The following is a 20712-nucleotide window of genomic DNA, read 5'->3' on the forward strand; positions in this document are numbered from 1 at the left end:
GATAGGGGAGATTCCTTATTTGAGGCAAGTTGTAGAACGTTAAAATTATTGTATGAACCTATATGTTAGCTGCTATAACATAACCATGATTGATTGAAGAAAATTAACTGTATTATTTTCAAGTTCTATTACGAATTTGCTGTTGAGATGATGTCTTGGGCATTGATGATATTATCTTAGTGGGTGTATTGGTTATATGACGTTTTAAGTTACTCTGAATTTGCTTTAATTCACTATTATGTATTAGCAAGTCACTTGCCTCAGAGGGAATAGTTTGCGATATATTGATATTACATCCTTGATTCTTTGCTACTTCTTGTAGCATTGCTTCATATTGACCCTTGGTCACCGGGATAGTGTAAATATGCTTCCCTCTTTGTATATATCCCATAGCATTTTTATCATCACTGGTAAACTTTAATGATAATGGATTGGTTATTTCTACTAGTTTTCCTTGCTCGTTATAGTGAGTAGTAAAATAAAGTGCCTTTGAGACCTCAATATTTTCACCTTTCTCATTTTGCACTGGAAATGAAAGATGCACTGCTGTACCAGATGGTTTGATGGCTAATGGCAAATTAATATTGCGATAATTGCTAATCTCTGTTTCCGTTACTCCATCTTCTAAAATTACTTTAGTAGAGGTTTTAACCTTAGTTTCTGTTAATTTAAATAATTCTTCATCTTTGACTTTAATAACCCTTGACCTGGTATCAGTGGTATTGTCTATTGGTGTTTGATTGCTCCAAGTTAACGGTTTGAAATTATTAGCATGGTGGATTTTTGCATAGCTTTGCACTTCATCATTCATTGCTTGAGTCACAGTACTCTTTGTAATAGAGCTAGCCCAGGTTTTTTGTATTAATTCGTTGTTATTTTCTACAAATTCTTTAAATTGCTGAGAATTAATAGCAAGATTAGTCACTGAGATTGCTGTAATATTTGCTTCAGCAAGGATGTTTTTTAATGTTGTTTGTTGTTTAGCAATAATTTCTTGCCTAAAAGCCAATGTTACCAAATCTACTTTAATCGGGGCTACTATGGCTGGTACTATTTCAGATGGAGCTACTTTGTAGGGTGCAGTCTGTTCAGTAGCTTGAGTTTCAGTAGTTGTTGTTATCGCATCACTAATATGCATAACATCTAGTGCTTTTTTATAGTCAATTGATGAGAAATTGGGAACGTCGTCACTCGTTGCTTGCCTATTACTTATAGGCGTCGCTCCATCGCCCCTAGCACCAAATCCTCCTGAATTGACTATAGATATTGGTACAGATAGATCAGTTCTTTCTAAAGTAGAGTTTGTTAGTGCTTTTTTTTGCTCTTTTACTATTTGAGCTATTTCTTTAATTAACAGTACTTCTCGAGTTTTATTACCTAAAATATATTCAATATAGTTTCCTTCTGTTTTTTTCTTTAATTCTAGTCTTTTCCTTTGGTCGATTATATTGCTAAAATAATCGAAGTGTTCTTGAACTAATTTTTTTAATTCTGGCTTGTTAATTTTTCCTTTTTTTACTAAAAGACCGAGTTTAATTTGTAACCCATATTCTTTTAATGATTGTTGTCTCTTTTGCATAGTTTCTTTAAGAGCATCTTTAACATCAACAATCTTTATGTTTTCTGGTGCTATATTTTTAAATTTCTGGCTCATTGCCATTTTTGCCCAATTTGCTAGGGCTTTATCACTATAATATTTTGATAATTCAACGAAGCTATGGTCAATAGTATTGTTTAAATCAACTTGCGCAGTATCAAGTAAACCTTTTACAAATAAATCATTATACTTTTGGGTACTTGGAAATTCTCTAAAATGATTAGTTGGTCCTAGTAAGGGTAGATGTCTAGACCAAGAATGTGGACGTATCTCATAATCTAATTGGTCAAAACTTCCAGCAAAATCTAACCTAACTAGTCTAGGAGGGATAGTAGAATTGTTAGGATATCTTACAACTCCTATATTACCTGTATGAATATCAAAATCGCCTATTAATAAGCTAGTTGGAGCTATTTTATCAAAATCACTATAATGAAGTTCTTTAAAAGCTTTAGTTAAAGTTTTTGACAATAACTCTCTTGTTCCCATAAAAAATGGTCTTCCTTCTTTTGTTCGCAACCAACAGCTTGGCTTAGTTTTTGTAGACATACGGTTATCCATGTCAACATACATGTCTCCACTGTAATTCTTAAAAAATTCAGATTGCACATATACTTCAGACCCATCATTTTGCAGACCTCCTTCTTGATCTACTTTCGTGGTAAGATGATTAGGTACAATGAGCGAAACTTTGGCACCATGCTCTGGATTTGTTGCTTGAAAAATTTGGGAACCCAAAAACTCTGATATATTTTTTTCAGGCTTATTCTCCTTTTTAACCATAGACAGAATATCATTTTGGCTACTATATATTCCACCTAATTCTCCAGCTTCATTAGCTCCAGCTTCCTTTTTTTTGTAATATTGCAAATTGGTAAATTCTGACATTTATTATCCCTACTTAGTTAACCTGAATTTGATATAACCTATTGCAAATTCGGTTATATCTATAAATATAACAGATTTTTATGCTCCACTAATAGCTATTTTCATTATTTTTGCGATATTGTTTATTTTTTTCGTTCGGCAGATCAAACAAATATGTAAAATTAGCCGAGAGCGAGATAAGAAAAATAAAACTAATAGCTATGAACAAGAGAATGTGTTTATGATAACAAGTCTCGGAAGCAAGTTTAATCCAAAGAGCTTGCTAAAGTTCAATAAGAATCATTGGTCATGTGAGAATAATTTGAATTGGGTCAAAGATACAGTTTTTGGGGAAGATAAGTCAACTATAAGTATAGGAAAGGCTCCCTTGGTAATGTCATTACTCCGGGCAATAACTATTTCTGTAATACTTTATTTTCAAACAAAATTACTGAAACCAGAGAAAATTTTAATAATTATAGATACAAACTATTTAAAGTTATGGCAACTTAAAGTTGCGACTTTTAAATCGCCCTGCTGGATTGCTTAATTATAGTTGCTAAACATGTTTAATTGAACTAATATTAATCTTAGTAAACAGTAGATCAAACTTTATGTATCCAGTAAACATTACTTCTGCAAAAGCTCACTTGTCATCTCTACTAAAAGAAGTAGAAGACAAAAATGAAGAGGTTATTATTGAAAGAGCAGGGAAACCAATTGCTAAAATCATTAAATATAATCCTATGAAATCTATTAATAGGCTTGGGATATTTAAAGATAAAATTAAAATAACTAAAGATTTTGACAAATGGTCTGAAGAAATGGCAACAAGGTTAGGGATAAAGGACTAGTTGCGAAATTATTACTTGATACTCATACCTTAATATGGGCATTGTCTGAACCAGAAAAATTACCCCCTAAAATTACTAAATTACTTACCGATGTTAATAACATTATTTTTGCTAGTGTTGTTTCTTTATGGGAATTACAAATAAAAAAATCACTAGGAAAAATTATCTTACCTGATGCATTTGCACTTCAGTTACAAGAATGTGGGTATGAATTACTAAATGTTACTCCGGAACATATCTTGAAATTAGAAAATATTCCACTTTTACACAGATATCCTTTTGACAGAATGCTTATTGCACAAAGTTTATTTGAAAAGATGCCTTTAGTTACAAAGGATTCCGAAATACTGAGATATGATTTAGAGTTTATAAAATTTTAAGTCATCAAACCTCTAATATTTTGGTGGTTAATAACATATACGCCATTGCGAACCCATTTAATGGTCGAAGCAATCCATATGACAATTTATGGATTGCCACGCTCACATATGTTCGCTCGCAATGACGTTGACCACATACGATTTTTAAACTATCCGGTCTAAAACCGCTTCCTCTTCTAACTTTCAACAGTTGTGCCTCATATACCAAGAAAGTTTAAAAAATCTCGCAATTCTTGACGAGCAGCTACATGAGATATACTAAGTGTTTTACCATGATTAGCTGTTGTTAAGTCAAGTAATGTTAGCCCTTGTAAAAATAATTCCCGAAAAATTACTCTTTCACTAAAGCCTGGAGCAATCTTAAAGCTAATTCTTTTTGCTAATTGTTCAAGAGCAGCTCCCACTTTTCTTTTATTTAATGCATCCAAGTTGCTTAATCGATTACGCATAACAATCCAGTTAATTGTCTCGCCATTACGATTAGCTTTCTGCATCTTTTGCTCCCAAATCATTTGACTATAGATTGATGGGGCAATAATTGACAAATTGTCAGCGTTAACTTTGGCTAATACATCAAAATCAAGAAAACTGTCGTTAATTGGAGTAATTACCGTATCAGCATAAGAATGGGCTAATCTAGATAAGAAAGAGTAGCTTCCTGGCGTATCGATTACTAGATAATCAGCATTTTTTGTCTGTTCAATTATCTGTTCAAACCTAGTTCTTTCGTCCTCTTCTTTAAGTGCAACGACTTGTTCTTGACTTTCAGTCAAATGAAAATGCTGAGAAGTTTTAACCGTATTGTCCGGGTTTTTTAAATTGTAATCATCTCTGTTCTTTAAATAATTTGTTAAAGACCCCTGACGTGAATCAGTATCAATACTAGCCACCGTATAACCATTATACAATAAACCGGTAATTAGATGCATGGAGCAGGTACTTTTACCAGCTCCACCTTTTTCAGCCCCAAGTACAAAAATACGATTTGTTTGATTATTTTTCATAGTGATCTTGAATAAATTGATTAAGAAGTCTTACACCATAACCTACTGCTCCTATAGGACCAAGGGGATTGCCTTTTTTATTATAGGCAACACCGGCAATATCAAGATGTGCCCAAACCATACCTTCTTTAATAAAATTCGCTATAAACTGAGCTGCTGTACAACTACCAGCGGCTCCAGGGATGTTACCAATATTAGCAAGATCAGCAATGTCTGACTTTATCATCTCATCAAAATCTTTATGTAGAGGCATACGCCATAATTTTTCATTAACTTTATTGCCAACATCTATTAGCTTACCAGCTAATTCATCATTATTGGTAAAACACCCAGCATAAGTTTTACCAAGAGCGACAACAATAGCTCCAGTAAGGGTAGCCAGATCGATTACACATTGAGGCTTAAACTTTTCTTGAGTATACCAAATTGCATCAGCCAAGACTAACCGACCTTCTGCATCAGTATTATCCACCACCACTGTTTTTTTGGACATAGTGGTTACCACATCTCCTGGTCGTTGAGCATTGCCTGAAGGCATATTTTCTACCAGACCAACAACCCCGACCACATTAACTTGTGCATTACGACTAGCCAAAGCCATGATTGCTCCAACTACTGCAGCTGAACCGGCCATATCATATTTCATATCTCCCATATTGGCTGCTGGTTTAATAGAAATCCCACCACTATCAAAAGTAACCCCTTTACCAACAAAAGCGACAGGTGGGGTATTATCATCCAAGCCATTATATTGCATTACTACAAGTTTGGATTCATTTTGTGAACCTTGTCCAACACCAAGTAAAGCTCCCATACCAAGATTTTTCATTTCTCTTTCACCGATAATGATAATTTCAACTCCTAGCGGTTCAAGAAGTTCTAATATTTTTTCAGAGTAAGATTGAGGATTTTTTATATTGGCTGGTTCATTTATCATATCTCTAGCAAAAAATACTGCCTCAGCTAATGATCTTTTATCATTAAACAATTCTTCTGCTTTAGACTGATCCTCTATAGAAATCTCAAGAGAGTCTACAACAAATTTTTCTCCTTCACTTTGAGTAGTTTTGTATTTATCAAATCTATATGAAGCAAGCAAACAGCCGCTAGCTATAAGAGAAGCAACAATAGCTGGTTGATGTTGTCCGATATTATGAGAAATTTTTATACCAATAGTGCTAATTTTACGGCAAGTGCTACAGGATAAGATTTTTGCCCCAAGCTCTTCAATGCAAGAGGTTGTTAATTTTGTTTCATCACCAGTGCCAACCATAATTAAATATTTTATTTCTCCATCCTTAGCGATAGAATTAACAATTTTAATTTGTCCAAATTTTCCAGTAAATAGTAATTTATTTTGAATAGTTTTAGAAATTAAACCATGATGTTGTTGATCAAGTAGTAATAAATTACTGTCTAATTTCAGTTGTTCACTAATAAACACTATAGTTGCTTGATTATTTGATAATTCCTTACTGATAAAGTTAATGTTATTGAGCATAAATTCCTCTTATAATTTAATGGTCTAATTCTATTGATGTATGTTTACTTTGCAAGTATAAAAAATCCTATATAGTCAATATAAGTGATTATTTGAGTATACTATAAAATTTTCTTCCACTAAGTGGAAAAGTGATTAATTTTATATAGTAGGTTGTTTGAAGGAAATTTGAATATATCCGAGTCACGATATCTATCTTTAAACGCAAAATCTGTCATTCCCGCGTAGGCGGGAATCTAGTAAAGTCGTCATTGCGAGCCACCATAGGTGGCGTGGCAATCCATTTTTAATCACTTTTCTGGATTGCTTCGTCGACCTACGGTCTCCTCGCAATGACGGTTTCTCAATTATTGTTTTCTTGAACTGACGCTTATGCAGTCTTCCTCGTAATGATGTTAGTTTACTATGACTAAAACCTTCTCGAGTTAGCTATATAAAATATTTAAAAAATTATTATATTTTTTTAAATTTATACTTAGTGCTAGTCAAATTTTATTCTATAATGATATTGTTTTCAGATATAGGAGGCTGCCTCTTAGGATAAAACCAAGTAAGGAGTACACCAAATAATAAAGAGAGATTTAGTAACAAATTCCATTCTGTCATCGATATGCCAAATAATTTAACTGTTGCTTTGGTACAACTCGTGATCGGTTGGCTATAAAATATCTCTTTAATATCTTGGATTGATAAGTGTTTAGGAATATGGATTAAAGTTGAACAAAGAACACTTGGATTAACTATCCCCCTTTCTACGGTACTATGATAGCCTGCTAATATGCAAGCACCTAATAAATTTAGAGTGATAAAAAATAAAGTATATTTGCTTATTTTTTTAATAATTAATGCTACAACTGAAATCTTGATGATAAATAAATATGGGAATCTTTGATAAATACATAAAGGACAAGGTATAAAATGTAATATATATTCAACAAAATAAGCTAAAGATAAGGCAAAGATGCATATGCAAATTAGGGTTATATGTAAAATTCTAAAGCTATCTTTACGAAAAAAATGTACAATAGAAGGAATAGTCATAAGTAAATAATAATTTTTAATCGGTTATTGTCTAAGAATATTGTAAAAAACTCAAGAGATATATTTATAAATTTACAAAAAACCATGTATATTTATAATCTTGGTAAATCGAATCAAACTTATGGATATTATAAGATGTCAGAACTAGAAATTTTAGAAGATGCGGTTAAATCAAACGCTTGGACTTTTTTAGAAGCAAAAAGAATATTAGATCAATTGGGCGGCAAAACCCCAGCTAAAGGCTATGTATTATTTGAAACGGGCTATGGACCGTCAGGGTTACCGCATATTGGTACATTTGCAGAGGTTGCTAGATCTATAATGGTGCAAGAAGCGTTTAAACAGCTATCGAATATTCCAACTAAGATGTTCTGTTTTTCTGATGATATGGATGGTCTGCGTAAAGTTCCAAGTAATATCCCCAACCATGATATGGTGGCATTGCATATTGACAGACCTCTAACATCTGTGCCAGATCCTTTTGGTAAGTGTGAAAGTTATGGGCATTACATGAACGCCAAACTTCGCTCATTCTTAGATAAATTTGGCTTTAAATATCAATTTGTTAGTAGTACAGAATGTTATAAATCCGGTTTATTTGATCAGATGATGCTAAAAGTCATAGACAAATATGAGGAGATAATGGCTCTAATGTTACCAACCTTTCGAGCCGAAAGAAAAGCAACCTATTCGCCTTTCATGCCAATTTGTCCAAAAACCGGTATTGTCCTGCAAGTACCTATTAGCAAAGTTGATCGTTTAAACGGCACTATTAGCTATCAAGATGAAGAAGGAAAATTGGTTGAAGTTCCTGTGACCAAGGGGCATTGCAAACTACAATGGAAACCTGATTTTGGTATGCGTTGGGCTTCGCTACAAGTTGACTATGAAATGTATGGCAAAGAGCATATGAATAATGCTAAATTATATTCAGAGATTTGTCGAATTTTGGGTGGCATTGAACCAGTACAATTTTTTTATGAATTATTTCTTAATGAAGATGGAGAGAAAATTTCTAAATCTACAGGCAACGGTATTACAGTTGATCAATGGCTACAATATGCCCCTATGGAAAGTATGGCATTATTTATGTACCAGAATCCAACAAGAGCCAAACGTTTACATTTTGATGTAATACCTAAAAATGTTGATGAATATATTACGTTTAATAAAAAATATCATTTAGAAACTGATCAAGTAAAGCGTTTTGCTAATCCAGTACACCATATTCATCATGGGAATGTGCCTATTATCGAAACTTTTGGCATTAGTTTTAGCCTATTGCTCAACCTAGCATCAGTTTGTAATCCGGAAGATAAATCGGTACTTTGGGGATTCATCAGTCAGTACGCTCCAGATGCAACACCGCAAAATGCTCCGTACCTTGATCATTTAACAGATTTTGCCATTGGTTATTATAATGACTTTATTAAAGCGAATAAGTGCTATTTAACGCCTAATATTCAGCAAAAAGTTATCTTACAAGAAATTAGCACTATGTTATCTTCTTTACCAGTAGATAGTACTTCCGAACAGATTCAGGAGAAAATTTATGATATAGGTAATAATCATGGTTATCATAATTTGCGAGATTATTTTAAAGAATTATATCAAATATTACTTGGTCAAACTGAAGGACCAAGGCTTGGGTCTTTTGTTAAACTTTTTGGTATTCAAGATACTATAAATTTGATTGATGAAAAAAATAAGGCTTGACCAGCATTTAGTAGAATGCCAATTAGTTGATGATATTAACATCGCACGAAGCTTAATAATCCAAGGCAAAGTATATGTTAATCAGCAGCAAAATACTAAACCAGGTACGGGAGTATCAATTGATACTCGTGATATTATTATAAAACGCCCGATACATGATTATGTATCACGAGGGGCGTTAAAATTAATTGCTGCTCTAGACCATTTCAATATTGATCCACAAGGGCTGATTTGTCTAGATATAGGCTCTAGTACCGGTGGTTTTACTGAGGTTTTGCTTCGTAGAAAGGCTGAAAAGATTTTTGCGGTAGATGTCGGATATGGTGAACTACATCATAAACTGCGTAATAACCCTAGAATTTCAGTAATTGAAAGAACTAATGCCCGGTATTTAACAATTGAGCAAATTAGTTTGCCACCAGATATTATCGTTTGTGATGCCAGCTTCATTAGCCTTACTACCATATTACCCACTGCATTTGGTTTAGCAAAAGATAATTGCCGTCTAATTGCCTTAATTAAGCCGCAATTTGAAGTGGCCAAGAATGAGGTCGGGAATGGTGGTATTGTTAGAAGCCAACTCTTACATCAAAAAGTATGTGATAAAATTCAACAATGGCTAGAATCAAATTATAATTTTAACATATTTGGGGTAATACCCAGCCCTATTCTAGGAGCAAAAGGCAACCAGGAATTTTTAATTTATGGACAACGTAGCCCTGGTATTCCTATTACTATAGTCAATTGATGAGAAATTGGGGGCGTCGTCGCTCAATGCTCGCCTATTATTTATCATAGCAATTATCTTTACATGTAGATATAGTCAATTCAGGGGAATTGGGTAGCAGGAGCGATGGAGCGACGCCTATAAGTAATAGGCGAGCATTGAGCGACGACGCCCCCAATTTCTCATCAATTGACTATAATTGGAGAATTAATGTATAATTGTGATGTTTGCATTGATATATTCCTGGATTTTTATTAAATCATACCAGATGGTTTTTTTCTGCATTGGTTGTCTAAGCAGATAGGCGGGATGGAAGATAGCAGTGGTTTTAATTGGTTTGATAAGATACTGATTGGTATATAAATAATATTCTTGTCTGATTTTACTTATACCAGCATTTTTGCCAAGTAAGCTAGTTGCCGCAACATTTCCCACTAAAATAATTAATTTGGGATTGATTAAAGCGATATGTTTTTCCACAAAAGGTCGGCAAATATCTATTTCTTCTTGTGTTGGTTGACGGTTGGCTGGTGGTCGCCAAAATACTGTGTTAGTAATATAAGCATTATGTTTTCTTGAAATATTGATAGAGGCTAAGACATTATCAAGTAATTTACCGCTTTCACCGCAAAATGGTATACCCTCTGCATCTTCGCTACTACCTGGTGCTTCTCCAATAAACATGATAGAACTTTGTGGATTGCCATCAGCAAATACGGTTTTATTAGCTAATTTCTTTAAATTGCAACCATTAAAATCCATTAATAGCTGTTTTAATTCTTCTAAACTGCTAGCTGAATTAGCCAAAGACCTAGACAACGAAATGATGTTATCCTGCTTCGGTGCGGGAGCTAGATTTCCGCCTACGCGGGAATGACAATTTACTTTTTCTGTGTCATCCCTGCGAAGGCAGGTATCTATACTAGATTCCCGCCTACGCGGGAATGACAAGGGTAGGGTGGAATGACCTGGAATCGACAAGGTTTCATCCCTGCGAAGGCAGGGATCTATAATAGATTCCCTCCTATGTGGGAATGACAAGGGTAGGGTGGAATGACCGGTAATAGCTGATTTTGATAAATAATAATCTATACCAATCGCTTGTAACCATTTTAGTTGGTTGATTTTTTTTGTTAAATGAGTCATGTTATTATTTTAAAATATTTTAGCTAATGAAAGAATATAACATACCCCCAAATTTAGATGGGTTTAGACTTGATAAGGCTGTGGTAAAACTTATCGATAAAACATCTAGAAGCCAAGTTCAGAAGATGATAAGTGACTTTCAAGTACAAGTTAATGGTTTGATTATTTCTGATTCTAACTTTAAGGTCAAGGAGAATGACATTATTTCAGTATTTTTTAAAGCCCCTGATCCATTAACAATGCAGGAAGCTGATATTAAACTTGATATTTTTTATGAAGATGAAGATTTAATAGTTATCAATAAAGCAGCTGGTATGACCGTTCACCCTGGCAGTGGAAACCACCAGGATACCTTGGTAAATGCCTTGTTACACCATGCAAAATCTTTATCTAGCATAGGAGGGCTGGAAAGACCTGGTATTGTTCATCGTTTGGATAAAGATACATCCGGGCTTATGGTGGTAGCAAAGAATAATTTTGCCCATGTACATCTTGCAAGTCAGATAGAAAGTCGTAATTTGGTGCGGAAATATAAAGCTTTAGTTTGGGGTATTATCAATCCACAAGAAGGGGTTATAAGCAATAATATTGGTAGAGACCGTATTTTACGACAAAAAATGACTATTTTAAAATTTGGAGGTAAAGAGGCAATTACTCATTACAAAACGGAGAAAATATTTTTTAATGGTATTATAAGCATGGTGGAATGTCGACTTGCTACCGGACGAACTCATCAAATTAGAGTGCAGTTAAGCCATTTAAAGCATTCTGTAGTAGGAGATCAAACTTATGGCAAAAATAGCAGAAAACTTAACTGCAATTTTAGCATAGTACCACAAAAATTAATGGATTTCAAGAGGCAAGCATTACATTCTTGGTATATAAGTTTTTCCCACCCGGTAAGCGGTAAATTGCTAGAATTTGAATCCCCCCTACCATCGGATATTACGGAAATAATCGAATGAATATAAAAAAATCCTTAATTAACACTGCTAGCAAGCTGCAAGCTGTAGGTATTAAATCAGCCCACTTAGAATCACGCATATTGATGCAACATGCAACTAATAAGTCTATTGAATATTTATTAGCTAGGTCAGAAGAAGAATTGACCCGACAAGAGCAAATTATTTTTGATAATCTGGTTAATAGACGAACATTACTAGAGCCAATAGCCTATATTGTAGGATATAAGGAATTTTATAGTTACCAATTTATCGTAAATGATAAAGTACTTATTCCTCGGCAAGATACCGAGACTATTGTAGATGCGATTTTAAAGGATGTTATAGCTAACTCGATTAGTATCACCCCTTGCTATTCCCGTACGCCTGATCATTCCCGCGTAGGCGGGAATCTAGAACCCGCACCAAAGCAGAATGACATCGAGGAGCTAACCATACTGGAACTTGGTACTGGCAGTGGTTGTATTGCTTTAAGCTTATTATTAGAAATGCTAAATGCTAATATCAATGTTAATGTAACTGCTACTGATATAAGTAATGAAGCTATTGCTATTGCTCGGCAAAACGCTATAAAATATAAGGTTTTTGATAGATTTAAGATAGTTAATAGTAACTGGTTTGAGAATTTAAAAAAGCAAAAATTTGACATTATTGTAAGTAATCCACCGTATATTTCCTTTGATGATACTATTTATATGTCTCCTGAGACCATAAAATATGAACCACACTTAGCTTTATTTGCTGAAAATAATGGTTTAGCGTCATATTACATAATTGCTAAAGAAGCTAAGGGGTTTTTAAAACAGAATGGTAAATTATTTTTAGAGATTGGTTTTAATCAAGTGGCATCTGTTACAGAAATATTTATAAATCATGGCTATACGGTTCAGCAAGTGTATAAAGATATAGAAGGTCTAGATAGAGGGCTTTTGATTATAGTCAATTGACGAGAAATTAACTATAAAGTAAAAATAGTAAGGCTATTAGCATTATTCATCTTTTTTCTTATCATCTTTCATTCCTTCCTTAAAAGCTTTAAGACCTTTAGCAAGGTCTGACATTACTTGAGGCAATTTACCAGCACCAAACAACACTAAGATGATTAATAAGATCACTAATAAGTGACTGAAGCTCATTCCCATAATATCAATTTTGTAAGTTCTAAGTTAAAGATAATAATCTATATACTCGATAATCAAGTTTTTTTGCAGATTTGAATAAAATATAGGACAATGGTTGTCATCCCTACTTCGGTGCGGGATCTATAATAGATTCCCGCCTAAGCGGGAATGACAAATTTTGCGTTTAAAGATAGCTCTGCAAAAAACTTGATTATCAAGTATATATAACAAATAAGATTAAATAATACTATAGCAAATATTGTTAATTTGATCTAGTATGAAAAAATTTAAAACTATAGTCAAGTCAGGAAAATTTGGGGCTAGGAGTAACAAGTAACAACGTTCCCAACTTCTCGTCAATTAACTATACATCGATTGTTAGCGGGATAAAAGGATATGATGCACACTAGAATCTTTACTTTAATTATGTTGTTATTGATATTGTTTGCTCTAACAGGTTTACCTACAGATATTTTTACGTTGTTGATTTCCTCGATTATTGTCAGTATAACTTATCTTTTTGCGATAAAACTCAATTTAATGCCCCGTAGGGTTTATTTAAATTATCATTCTATACTATATTTTACTTGGCTAATTAAAGAAATACTGCTATCTAGCTTAGGGGTAATGAAGATTATATGGCGGAAGAATCTTAACTTGCAACCAGTTTTTGAGTGGATTGATTCAGAGCAAAAAAACGATACTAGTCTTGTAGTATATGCTAATTCTATTACCCTTACGCCAGGAACTGTAACGCTTGACATAGCAAATAATATGTTATTGGTGCATGCTCTGGAACAATCATCAATTGACAATTTAAAGTTTGGTGATTCTACTATGAGCAAAAGGGTACAGCAAATTTGCTGTCGTGGCAAAGAGGCATGAGCCATAGTGCTCTACAATTTTTTATTTATTTCCTTATGATGAGTAAAAAAGCTTACTGCTAAGCGTCATTGCGAGGAGCTACTTTAGTAGCGACGAAGCAATCCATGAGCATTAGTATAGATACATCAAGACTATATGGATTGCTTCGTAGGCTTACGCCTCCTCGCAATGACGTTTTTATGCTGTTTAATACTTATAGAATAAAAATTGTAGAGTACTATGGGCATGAGCTAACGAAGCAATATAACAAGCTTCATGGATTGTCACGCTTACGTATGTTTGCTTGCAATGACGTATAAGCGTTAGTTTAAGAAAACAATAATTGAGAAACCGTCATTGCGAAGAGACCGTAAGGTCGACGAAGCAATCCAGAATGATTAAAAATGGATTGCCACGCCACCTACGGTGGCTCGCAATGACGTATATGCCTATAGCAAGACCACGTAGTGGTCAATGAAAAAAAATAAGCAATACCGCAAAAAATGAACACAGCTATTAGTGGAGCAAAAAAATCTGCTATGTTTATAAACATAACCTAATCAGGAATAAGAAGTTATGGACAAAAACTTTAAACAAACCAGCTTTTTATTTGGTAGCAATGCTATCTTTATAGAAGAATTATATCAGCTATATTTATCAGATCATACAGCAGTTGATAAAAGCTGGCAAAATTATTTCCAAAATATTGAAAATAATATAGTCAATTCAGGAGAAGTTGATGCTAGGAGCGATGGAGCGACGCCTATAAATAATAGGCGAGCGACGAGTGACGACGTCACCAACTTCTCATCAATTGACTATAATAGCCATCAGGTTACAAAAAGCATTGCTCATATTATCACTTCGCCTTGTGAAAGAGGGGAGGAGCTTGATACAGATTTTTCTACTGTTACTAACAAACTTAGAGTAAAAATGCTGATTGCCAGCTATCGCAAATATGGACATTATTTAGTAAAACTAGACCCATTGAATCTTGAAACTCTTAAAACGAAAAGTCAGTTGAAGCTTAATATAGAAGATTTTGGTTTTACTAAAGATCAGTTGAATAATATTATAGAAATTGACGATCAATTTTTTGGAATAAAATCATGCACAGTTAGTGAACTGGTTAATTTGCTCGATCAAACTTATGCTAAAGATATTGCTATAGAGTTTGATCATCTGACAAATGAAGATGAAAAAACCTGGCTTTGTGAACAAATTGAAAGTAACATTCAAACTTTTAATGTATTAACACAAGATAAGAAGGATATACTACAAGATTTAGTAGAAATTGAGGGATTTGAACAATATCTACACACAAAATTTCCTGGAGCAAAGCGTTTCTCGGTAGAGGGGGGAGAGGCAGCTGTCGTAGCTATAGATAAAGCTATAGATATGTCTATTGTTCATGGAGTAAAAGATGTCGTAATAGGTATGGCACATCGAGGAAGACTTAGTACCTTAACTAAGGTAATGACTAAACCTTATAAAGCTATTCTATCTGGATTTATGACTGGCAGTATCTTGTCAAATGATTTAGGTATTTCGAGTGATGTAAAATATCATATTGGCTATTCGTCAGATCGAATAAGAGGTCAATCTAAGGTTCACCTCTCTATGGCAGATAATCCTTCGCATTTAGAAGCGATAAACTCAGTAGTAGCTGGTAAAGTACGAGCAAAACAGGACAACATTCAAGATGTTAATCGTCAAAAAGTAATGGGTATTTTAGTGCATGGTGATACTGCTTTTTGTGGTCAAGGTGTAGTAGCTGAAAGTTTATTTATGTCGAATTTAAAGGCTTATCATGTTGGCGGAACTATTCACTTTGTTATTAATAATCAGCTTGGCTTTACAACAAATAGTTATGATACCAGACCAAGTAGATATTCTACTGAATTTGCTAAAATAATTAATAGTCCAATTTTACATGTAAATGGTGATAATATTCAAGCTGTACTCAAAGCTACTAATATGGCAGTGAATTACCGACATAAATTTGCTAGAGATATAGTCATTGAGATCGTATGCTATCGTAAATACGGTCATAATGAAGGTGATGAGCCTATGTATACTCAAGGTGCTATGTATAATGTAATAAAAAATAAACAATCCCCAGCAACAGTTTTTGCCAATGAACTGATGGCAGAAGGAATAATTGATCAAAATCATTTTCCTACGTTAAAAGAACAATTTAAACTAAAATTAGATCAAGAATATGAACATGCCAAAAATTATCAAACACAAGCTCAGTACTTAGAGGGGTTATGGTCTGGTTACACTAGGTCAAATGCTAAAATACTCTCTACTGGTGTTAGTAAAAATACTTTAAAAGAGCTTGGTATAAGGCTTTGTCAAATACCAAAAGATTTCCCTTTAAATCCTAAACTTGTAAAATTATTTGAATTAAGAGCAAATATTTTAAAGCAAGATAAACCCATCGATTGGGCAACTGCAGAGCAATTAGCATTTGCCAGTCTATTAAATTCAGGTACCAGAATACGTTTTACTGGTCAGGATTCTGAGCGTGGCACTTTCTCTCACCGTCATGCAGTATTGCATAGTCAGGTAGATAATAGTACTTATACACCATTAAATAATTTATCGCAAAACCAAGCAAACTTTGAAATTGCTAACAGTAATTTATCTGAATATGCGGTTTTAGGTTTTGAGTATGGCTATTCATTAGTTAATCCAAAAAATTTAGTAATTTGGGAAGCTCAGTTTGGCGATTTCGCTAATGGAGCTCAAATAATTTTTGACCAATTCATTTCCAGTAGTGAAAACAAATGGCTCAGAATGAGTGGTATAGTAGTGCTACTACCACACGGATTGGAAGGGCAAGGTCCAGAGCATAGTTCTGCAAGATTTGAGAGATTTTTACAGCTTACTGCTGAAGATAATATTCAAGTTACCTATCCTACAACCCCAGCCTCATTTTTTCATTTATTACGTCGTCAAATATACAGTAATATTCGTAAACCACTAATAGTAATGTCACCAAAATCTTTATTAAGACATAAAATGGCTGTATCCCCTCTATCACAGATTGATGAGAATACAAGTTTTGTACCTGTACTAGACGAAATTAATGAGACGATAAATGCCAAGGAAGTAACACGAGTTATATTATGTAGTGGCAAGGTATACTATGATTTATTAGAAAAAAGAGAAGCAAAAACTATTTCAGATATGGTAATTATTAGAGTTGAACAATTATATCCGTTTGAAAAAGATGTTATCATTAAAATATTAGGTAAATATAATAAGGCTAGGGAGTTTATTTGGTGTCAAGAAGAATCTAAAAATATGGGAGCGTGGAATTTTATTAAAGACCACTTAAATGACACCCTAAAAGATATGTCAATTAATAATCAATTTAAATATGTTGGTAGAAATGAATCTGCTTCACCTGCCGTTGGGGCACTGAACATACATAATGAGCAGCAAGAAAAATTACTTGAAGAAGCCTTGGGCAAATATAGCTAACCAGACTATAGTCTAAAAAGATAACATTAGGATTTTTGTCTGAGAAGTGACATATGAGTTACATATGAAATGGTTATTAAGATTATAAAAAACCCTGAATGGCTGATAAATACTGGTGGGCGGTAGTGGACTCGAATCACCGACCTTTACGATGTCAACGTAATGCTCTAACCAACTGAGCTAACCGCCCTTATTTTTTCCTGCTTTAATTTTATACTTAAAGCAACAAAATATTCAAGTAACATGTCTAATCTATAATAGCCCTAATTTCAAGTTTTATTTGCATTATTTTAAATATTCAGCTAAAATCTACGAGAGTGTCTGCGATAACGAAAGTAATTCTATATCGGGTTCTTTTTGGCTGCGAATAAACATGATTTTTTTGAAATAGATACACTATCCTGTAAAAATCATATCTATTCTTGTCGAAAAATAGCTCAAAATATAATTAATTAGTTCAGTTATTATAGGCAGCCTCCTAGCATAAAATTATGAATAAATGACCTTAAAATCTCAAGCTTTGGATATCTGCAATAATTTTGTAGTGGCACTGGATGGTCCAGCGGCATCAGGTAAAAGTACAATTGGACGAATGTTAGCACAAAAACTTGAACTCACCTATTTTCAATCAGGTATTGTATATAGAAGCCTTGCTCTTTCTTGTATAAAGCAAAAAATTGATCTTACTGATATAAATAGAATAATTGAATTATCTAAATCCACGGAATATATAAAAAATTCAGAACTTGATAGTGAGGTTGTAGGTAATATAGCCTCACAGGTTGCCGTTATACCGGAAGTAAGAAATAATCTGGGAATATATTTGGTAAAATTAATAAAAACAATTCCTAGAATTGTAATGGAAGGTAGAGATATTGGAACAGTAGTGGCACCGAAGGCTGATTTAAAGATTTTTATTAAAGCAGATATTGTTATTAGAGCAAAAAGAAGGTATAAAGAGCTGCAAAAGAAAGATGGAGAATGTCTTTTTGATGTAGTTCTAAAGCAACTGGAAACAAGAGATAAAAGAGATATAGAGCGTGATATCGCTCCGTTAACTATCTCTCCAGGAACTTTAGAAATTGATACTTCTTACCTATCACCAGAAAAAGTGATTGATAAGATTATGGAGTTTATTTTAGTTAGGTAATATCAACATATTTTATGTGCAATAGGTTGTTTTATCTACATTTATTAACCATTCATAGTTAATTTAGTTGGATTTGCTTATCAGTGAGATAGAAGTGAAACCTAAATTTAGGTCAACATCTAAGCAACTCACTCGAGCAAATTCAAATCAATTAACTATATTTATTATACTAGGTGGCACAACTAGTATTAGAGAATAATATGCAAAAAATTAAGAAAAAATTTGTTTCCCAACTTGCAGAAATTAGCCTTCAATCTCATGAAGATTTTGCACAAATGCTTGAAAGCATAAGTACTAGCCATATAAAAGAAGGTACTGTTGTCAAAGGTCAAGTAGTAGGTATCGCCAAAGGAATTATCATAGTTGACGTTGGCCTAAAGAATGAAGGTAGAGTTCCGGTAGAAGAATTTGCCTTGGCTAGTAATCAACCTTTACCAGAAGTTGGTGATATAGTTGATGTCTATATTGAGAAAATTGAAGGTCGCAACGGTAGAACTATATTAAGCCGTGAAAAAGCTATTAGAGAAGAATCATGGGGACATTTAGAAATTGCATGTGCTCAAAAGCAGTTTGTGGATGGTGTAATATTTGGGCGTGTTAAAGGTGGGTTTACCGTTGATGTATCAGGGGTTGTTGCTTTTTTGCCTGGAAGTCAGGTAGATGTTAGACCAATAAAAGATATTTCTTCGTTAATGGGTATCAAGCAGCCATTCCAAATTTTAAAAATGGATAAGAAACTTGGTAATATTGTAGTTTCTAGAAGAGCCATACTTGAGGAATCAAGATCCGAGGCTAGAGATGAAATGTTATCGAAAATTAAGGAAGGGATAATATTAGATGGCACAGTAAAAAATATCACTGATTACGGTGCATTTATTGCTTTAGGTAGTTCAGGTAATGTAGACGGTCTATTGCATGTTACTGATATTTCATGGAGCAGAATAAACCATCCTTCAGAAGTTTTATCGCTAGATCAAAAAGTTAAGGTTATAGTTATAAAATTTAATGAAGAAACTAAGAGAATTTCACTTGGTATGAAGCAACTTGATCATAATCCATGGCAAAGTATAAAAGAAGAATTTCCGGTTGGTACGATAATGACCGGTAAAGTAACAAATATTGCTGATTATGGAGTATTTATTGAGCTAAAAGATGGTATTGAGGGTCTTGTACATTCAAGTGAAATTAGTTGGGTGAAATTAAATCAGCATCCTAAAAAAATGCTTACTATCGGTCAAGAAGTGCAATTCACCATTTTAGAAGTTGATACTGATAAACATAGAATATCTTTAAGTATTAAACAATGTCAAGATAACCCCCTTATTGAGTTTGCTAAGCGTAATCCAATAGGTAGTATAATTAAAGCTCCAATACGAAATATTACTGACTTTGGTATGTTTGTAGCACTTGATGACAATATTGACGGCATGATTCATGAAACGGATATAAGCTGGGACGGTAATGGTATTGAATTGTTAAAGACATATAAAAAGAATGACCAAATAGAATGTAAGGTTTTATCAATTGATATTGAAAAGGAACGTATAAGTTTAGGTATTAAACAGTTAAGTGAAGAGACGCAGCAAGATGAATTTGAGCTGTATAAAAAAAATATGATCGTTACTTGCTTAGTCACTGCAGTTCAAGATGATAGAATAGAAGTGGCTTTAGACGATAAAGTATCGGGCTTCATCAAGAAGGCTGATCTTTCTAGTGAAAAAACCGAACAAAAAACTGAAAGATTTGCCCCTAATGACAGAATTGATGCAAAAATCATCACCATTGATAAAGCATCTCGTAAAGTTACTTTATCAATAAAAGCCCTTGAAATAGACAGGAGAGAAAAAGCTATCAAAGAATATGGTTCTGCTGATAGTGGTGCTAGTCTAGGAGACATACTTGGAGCAGCTCTTGACGATAGTAAAAAATGATAAATTGTTTAAAGTCGAGGTAAAAACACCGACGTTATTGTGCATAAGCGTTGGTTTAAGAAAATAAAGTAGAAAAGTTGTCATTGCGAGCCACCGTAGGTGGCATAGCAATCCATAAAAGAGTGGATTGCTTCGTCGGCTCACGCCTTCTCGCAATGACGATTTTAGCTTCCAACGTCATTGTGAGACCGCGTAGTGGTCGCAGCAATCCAAATTTAATCACTTTTCTGGGTTGCTTCGTCGACCTAAAGTCTCCTTGCAACGACAGTTTTTCAATTATTGTTTTCTTAAACTGACGCTTATGCTTTGGCTTACGCCTTCTCGCAATGACGTCAGTTTGTTATAGTCAATTCAGATTA

16 protein-coding genes, 1 tRNA gene and 1 pseudogene are annotated in these 20712 nt (G+C 33.8%); 11 read left to right on the top strand and 7 right to left on the bottom strand.

Annotated features, from left to right (window positions below; translation table 11 throughout):
- Positions 1 to 118 precede the first annotated feature (118 nt).
- Positions 119 to 2485: a Sca4 family protein gene (locus RiCNE_RS00995; protein WP_094648775.1), complete on the bottom strand. Its 2367-nt coding sequence runs from the start codon at positions 2483 to 2485 to the stop codon at positions 119 to 121.
- 220 nt (positions 2486 to 2705) lie between these two features.
- On the opposite strand from RiCNE_RS00995, the gene RiCNE_RS01000 reads away from it, so the two are divergent.
- The 3 genes and pseudogenes from RiCNE_RS01000 to RiCNE_RS01010 all read left to right on the top strand — a co-directional run.
- Entirely contained in the window at positions 2706 to 3014 is a 309-nt protein-coding gene (locus tag RiCNE_RS01000) for a hypothetical protein (protein WP_094648776.1), read from the top strand.
- Between the two features lie 64 nt (positions 3015 to 3078).
- Positions 3079 to 3318 carry a type II toxin-antitoxin system Phd/YefM family antitoxin gene (locus RiCNE_RS01005; RefSeq protein WP_094648777.1) on the top strand — a complete coding sequence of 80 codons (240 nt, stop codon included), beginning with the start codon at positions 3079 to 3081 and terminating at the stop codon, positions 3316 to 3318.
- Positions 3319 to 3341: 23 nt separating this feature from the next.
- A pseudogene (locus tag RiCNE_RS01010) lies at positions 3342 to 3698 on the top strand (type II toxin-antitoxin system VapC family toxin); the annotation flags it as partial.
- A 197-nt stretch (positions 3699 to 3895) separates the two neighbouring features.
- Here RiCNE_RS01010 and RiCNE_RS01015 read toward each other — a convergent pair.
- From RiCNE_RS01015 to RiCNE_RS01025, 3 genes are all read right to left on the bottom strand, one after another.
- On the bottom strand, positions 3896 to 4702 hold the full coding sequence (locus tag RiCNE_RS01015) for a division plane positioning ATPase MipZ (RefSeq protein ID WP_094648779.1): 807 nt from the start codon (positions 4700 to 4702) through the stop codon (positions 3896 to 3898).
- Complete coding sequence (locus tag RiCNE_RS01020) at positions 4692 to 6203, bottom strand: leucyl aminopeptidase (protein WP_094648780.1); 1512 nt, start codon at positions 6201 to 6203, stop codon at positions 4692 to 4694. Before RiCNE_RS01020 ends, RiCNE_RS01015 begins: the two co-directional genes overlap by 11 nt.
- Before the next feature lie 492 nt (positions 6204 to 6695).
- On the bottom strand, positions 6696 to 7244 hold the full coding sequence (locus RiCNE_RS01025) for a disulfide bond formation protein B (RefSeq protein ID WP_094648781.1): 549 nt from the start codon (positions 7242 to 7244) through the stop codon (positions 6696 to 6698).
- Between the two features lie 135 nt (positions 7245 to 7379).
- On the opposite strand from RiCNE_RS01025, the gene RiCNE_RS01030 reads away from it, so the two are divergent.
- Together RiCNE_RS01030 and RiCNE_RS01035 are read left to right on the top strand one after the other, a co-directional pair.
- Positions 7380 to 8960 carry a lysine--tRNA ligase gene (locus RiCNE_RS01030; RefSeq protein WP_094648799.1) on the top strand — a complete coding sequence of 527 codons (1581 nt, stop codon included), beginning with the start codon at positions 7380 to 7382 and terminating at the stop codon, positions 8958 to 8960.
- Complete coding sequence (locus tag RiCNE_RS01035) at positions 8941 to 9708, top strand: TlyA family RNA methyltransferase (protein ID WP_094648782.1); 768 nt, start codon at positions 8941 to 8943, stop codon at positions 9706 to 9708. Before RiCNE_RS01030 ends, RiCNE_RS01035 begins: the two co-directional genes overlap by 20 nt.
- 186 nt (positions 9709 to 9894) lie before the next feature.
- Here RiCNE_RS01035 and RiCNE_RS01045 read toward each other — a convergent pair whose 3' ends face one another.
- A complete protein-coding gene (locus tag RiCNE_RS01045; protein WP_094648784.1) occupies positions 9895 to 10833 on the bottom strand; it encodes a uracil-DNA glycosylase family protein in 939 nt (312 codons plus the stop codon).
- A gap of 26 nt (positions 10834 to 10859) precedes the next feature.
- Here RiCNE_RS01045 and RiCNE_RS01050 point away from each other — a divergent pair, with 26 nt between their 5' ends.
- Positions 10860 to 11798 (top strand): RluA family pseudouridine synthase, encoded by a 939-nt coding sequence (locus RiCNE_RS01050; protein WP_094648785.1) that lies wholly within the window; start codon positions 10860 to 10862, stop codon positions 11796 to 11798.
- A complete protein-coding gene (gene prmC, locus RiCNE_RS01055; protein WP_094648786.1) occupies positions 11795 to 12742 on the top strand; it encodes a peptide chain release factor N(5)-glutamine methyltransferase in 948 nt (315 codons plus the stop codon). Before RiCNE_RS01050 ends, prmC begins: the two co-directional genes overlap by 4 nt.
- A gap of 42 nt (positions 12743 to 12784) precedes the next feature.
- Here the strand turns inward: prmC and tatA are convergent, their stop codons facing one another.
- On the bottom strand, positions 12785 to 12937 hold the full coding sequence (tatA, locus tag RiCNE_RS01060) for a twin-arginine translocase TatA (protein ID WP_094648787.1): 153 nt from the start codon (positions 12935 to 12937) through the stop codon (positions 12785 to 12787).
- Between the two features lie 405 nt (positions 12938 to 13342).
- On the opposite strand from tatA, the gene RiCNE_RS01065 reads away from it, so the two are divergent.
- Complete coding sequence (locus tag RiCNE_RS01065) at positions 13343 to 13801, top strand: Na+/H+ antiporter subunit E (protein WP_094648788.1); 459 nt, start codon at positions 13343 to 13345, stop codon at positions 13799 to 13801.
- A gap of 555 nt (positions 13802 to 14356) precedes the next feature.
- Positions 14357 to 17272 (top strand): 2-oxoglutarate dehydrogenase E1 component, encoded by a 2916-nt coding sequence (locus tag RiCNE_RS01070; protein ID WP_094648789.1) that lies wholly within the window; start codon positions 14357 to 14359, stop codon positions 17270 to 17272.
- A 113-nt stretch (positions 17273 to 17385) separates the two neighbouring features.
- Here RiCNE_RS01070 and RiCNE_RS01075 read toward each other — a convergent pair.
- Positions 17386 to 17462, bottom strand: a tRNA-Val gene (locus RiCNE_RS01075).
- A 309-nt stretch (positions 17463 to 17771) separates the two neighbouring features.
- On the opposite strand from RiCNE_RS01075, the gene cmk reads away from it, so the two are divergent.
- A complete protein-coding gene (gene cmk / locus RiCNE_RS01080; RefSeq protein WP_094648790.1) occupies positions 17772 to 18422 on the top strand; it encodes a (d)CMP kinase in 651 nt (216 codons plus the stop codon).
- A 200-nt stretch (positions 18423 to 18622) separates the two neighbouring features.
- Complete coding sequence (locus RiCNE_RS01085; RefSeq protein WP_094648800.1) at positions 18623 to 20353, top strand: 30S ribosomal protein S1; 1731 nt, start codon at positions 18623 to 18625, stop codon at positions 20351 to 20353.
- Positions 20354 to 20712: the final 359 nt, after the last annotated feature.

This window comes from Rickettsia endosymbiont of Culicoides newsteadi (assembly GCF_002259525.1).
Classification (GTDB): domain Bacteria; phylum Pseudomonadota; class Alphaproteobacteria; order Rickettsiales; family Rickettsiaceae; genus Tisiphia.

Coding starts and splice junctions, on each gene's coding strand:
- RiCNE_RS01030 (WP_094648799.1), top strand. CDS start 7,380: ATGTCAGAACTAGAAATTTTAGAAGATGCGGTTAAATCAAACGCTTGG.
- RiCNE_RS01020 (WP_094648780.1), bottom strand. CDS start 6,203: ATGCTCAATAACATTAACTTTATCAGTAAGGAATTATCAAATAATCAA.
- RiCNE_RS01035 (WP_094648782.1), top strand. CDS start 8,941: ATGAAAAAAATAAGGCTTGACCAGCATTTAGTAGAATGCCAATTAGTT.
- RiCNE_RS00995 (WP_094648775.1), bottom strand. CDS start 2,485: ATGTCAGAATTTACCAATTTGCAATATTACAAAAAAAAGGAAGCTGGA.
- RiCNE_RS01070 (WP_094648789.1), top strand. CDS start 14,357: ATGGACAAAAACTTTAAACAAACCAGCTTTTTATTTGGTAGCAATGCT.
- RiCNE_RS01000 (WP_094648776.1), top strand. CDS start 2,706: ATGATAACAAGTCTCGGAAGCAAGTTTAATCCAAAGAGCTTGCTAAAG.
- RiCNE_RS01050 (WP_094648785.1), top strand. CDS start 10,860: ATGAAAGAATATAACATACCCCCAAATTTAGATGGGTTTAGACTTGAT.
- RiCNE_RS01005 (WP_094648777.1), top strand. CDS start 3,079: ATGTATCCAGTAAACATTACTTCTGCAAAAGCTCACTTGTCATCTCTA.
- cmk (WP_094648790.1), top strand. CDS start 17,772: ATGACCTTAAAATCTCAAGCTTTGGATATCTGCAATAATTTTGTAGTG.
- RiCNE_RS01015 (WP_094648779.1), bottom strand. CDS start 4,702: ATGAAAAATAATCAAACAAATCGTATTTTTGTACTTGGGGCTGAAAAA.
- RiCNE_RS01045 (WP_094648784.1), bottom strand. CDS start 10,833: ATGACTCATTTAACAAAAAAAATCAACCAACTAAAATGGTTACAAGCG.
- RiCNE_RS01025 (WP_094648781.1), bottom strand. CDS start 7,244: ATGACTATTCCTTCTATTGTACATTTTTTTCGTAAAGATAGCTTTAGA.
- RiCNE_RS01085 (WP_094648800.1), top strand. CDS start 18,623: ATGCAAAAAATTAAGAAAAAATTTGTTTCCCAACTTGCAGAAATTAGC.
- tatA (WP_094648787.1), bottom strand. CDS start 12,937: ATGGGAATGAGCTTCAGTCACTTATTAGTGATCTTATTAATCATCTTA.
- RiCNE_RS01065 (WP_094648788.1), top strand. CDS start 13,343: ATGTTGTTATTGATATTGTTTGCTCTAACAGGTTTACCTACAGATATT.
- prmC (WP_094648786.1), top strand. CDS start 11,795: ATGAATATAAAAAAATCCTTAATTAACACTGCTAGCAAGCTGCAAGCT.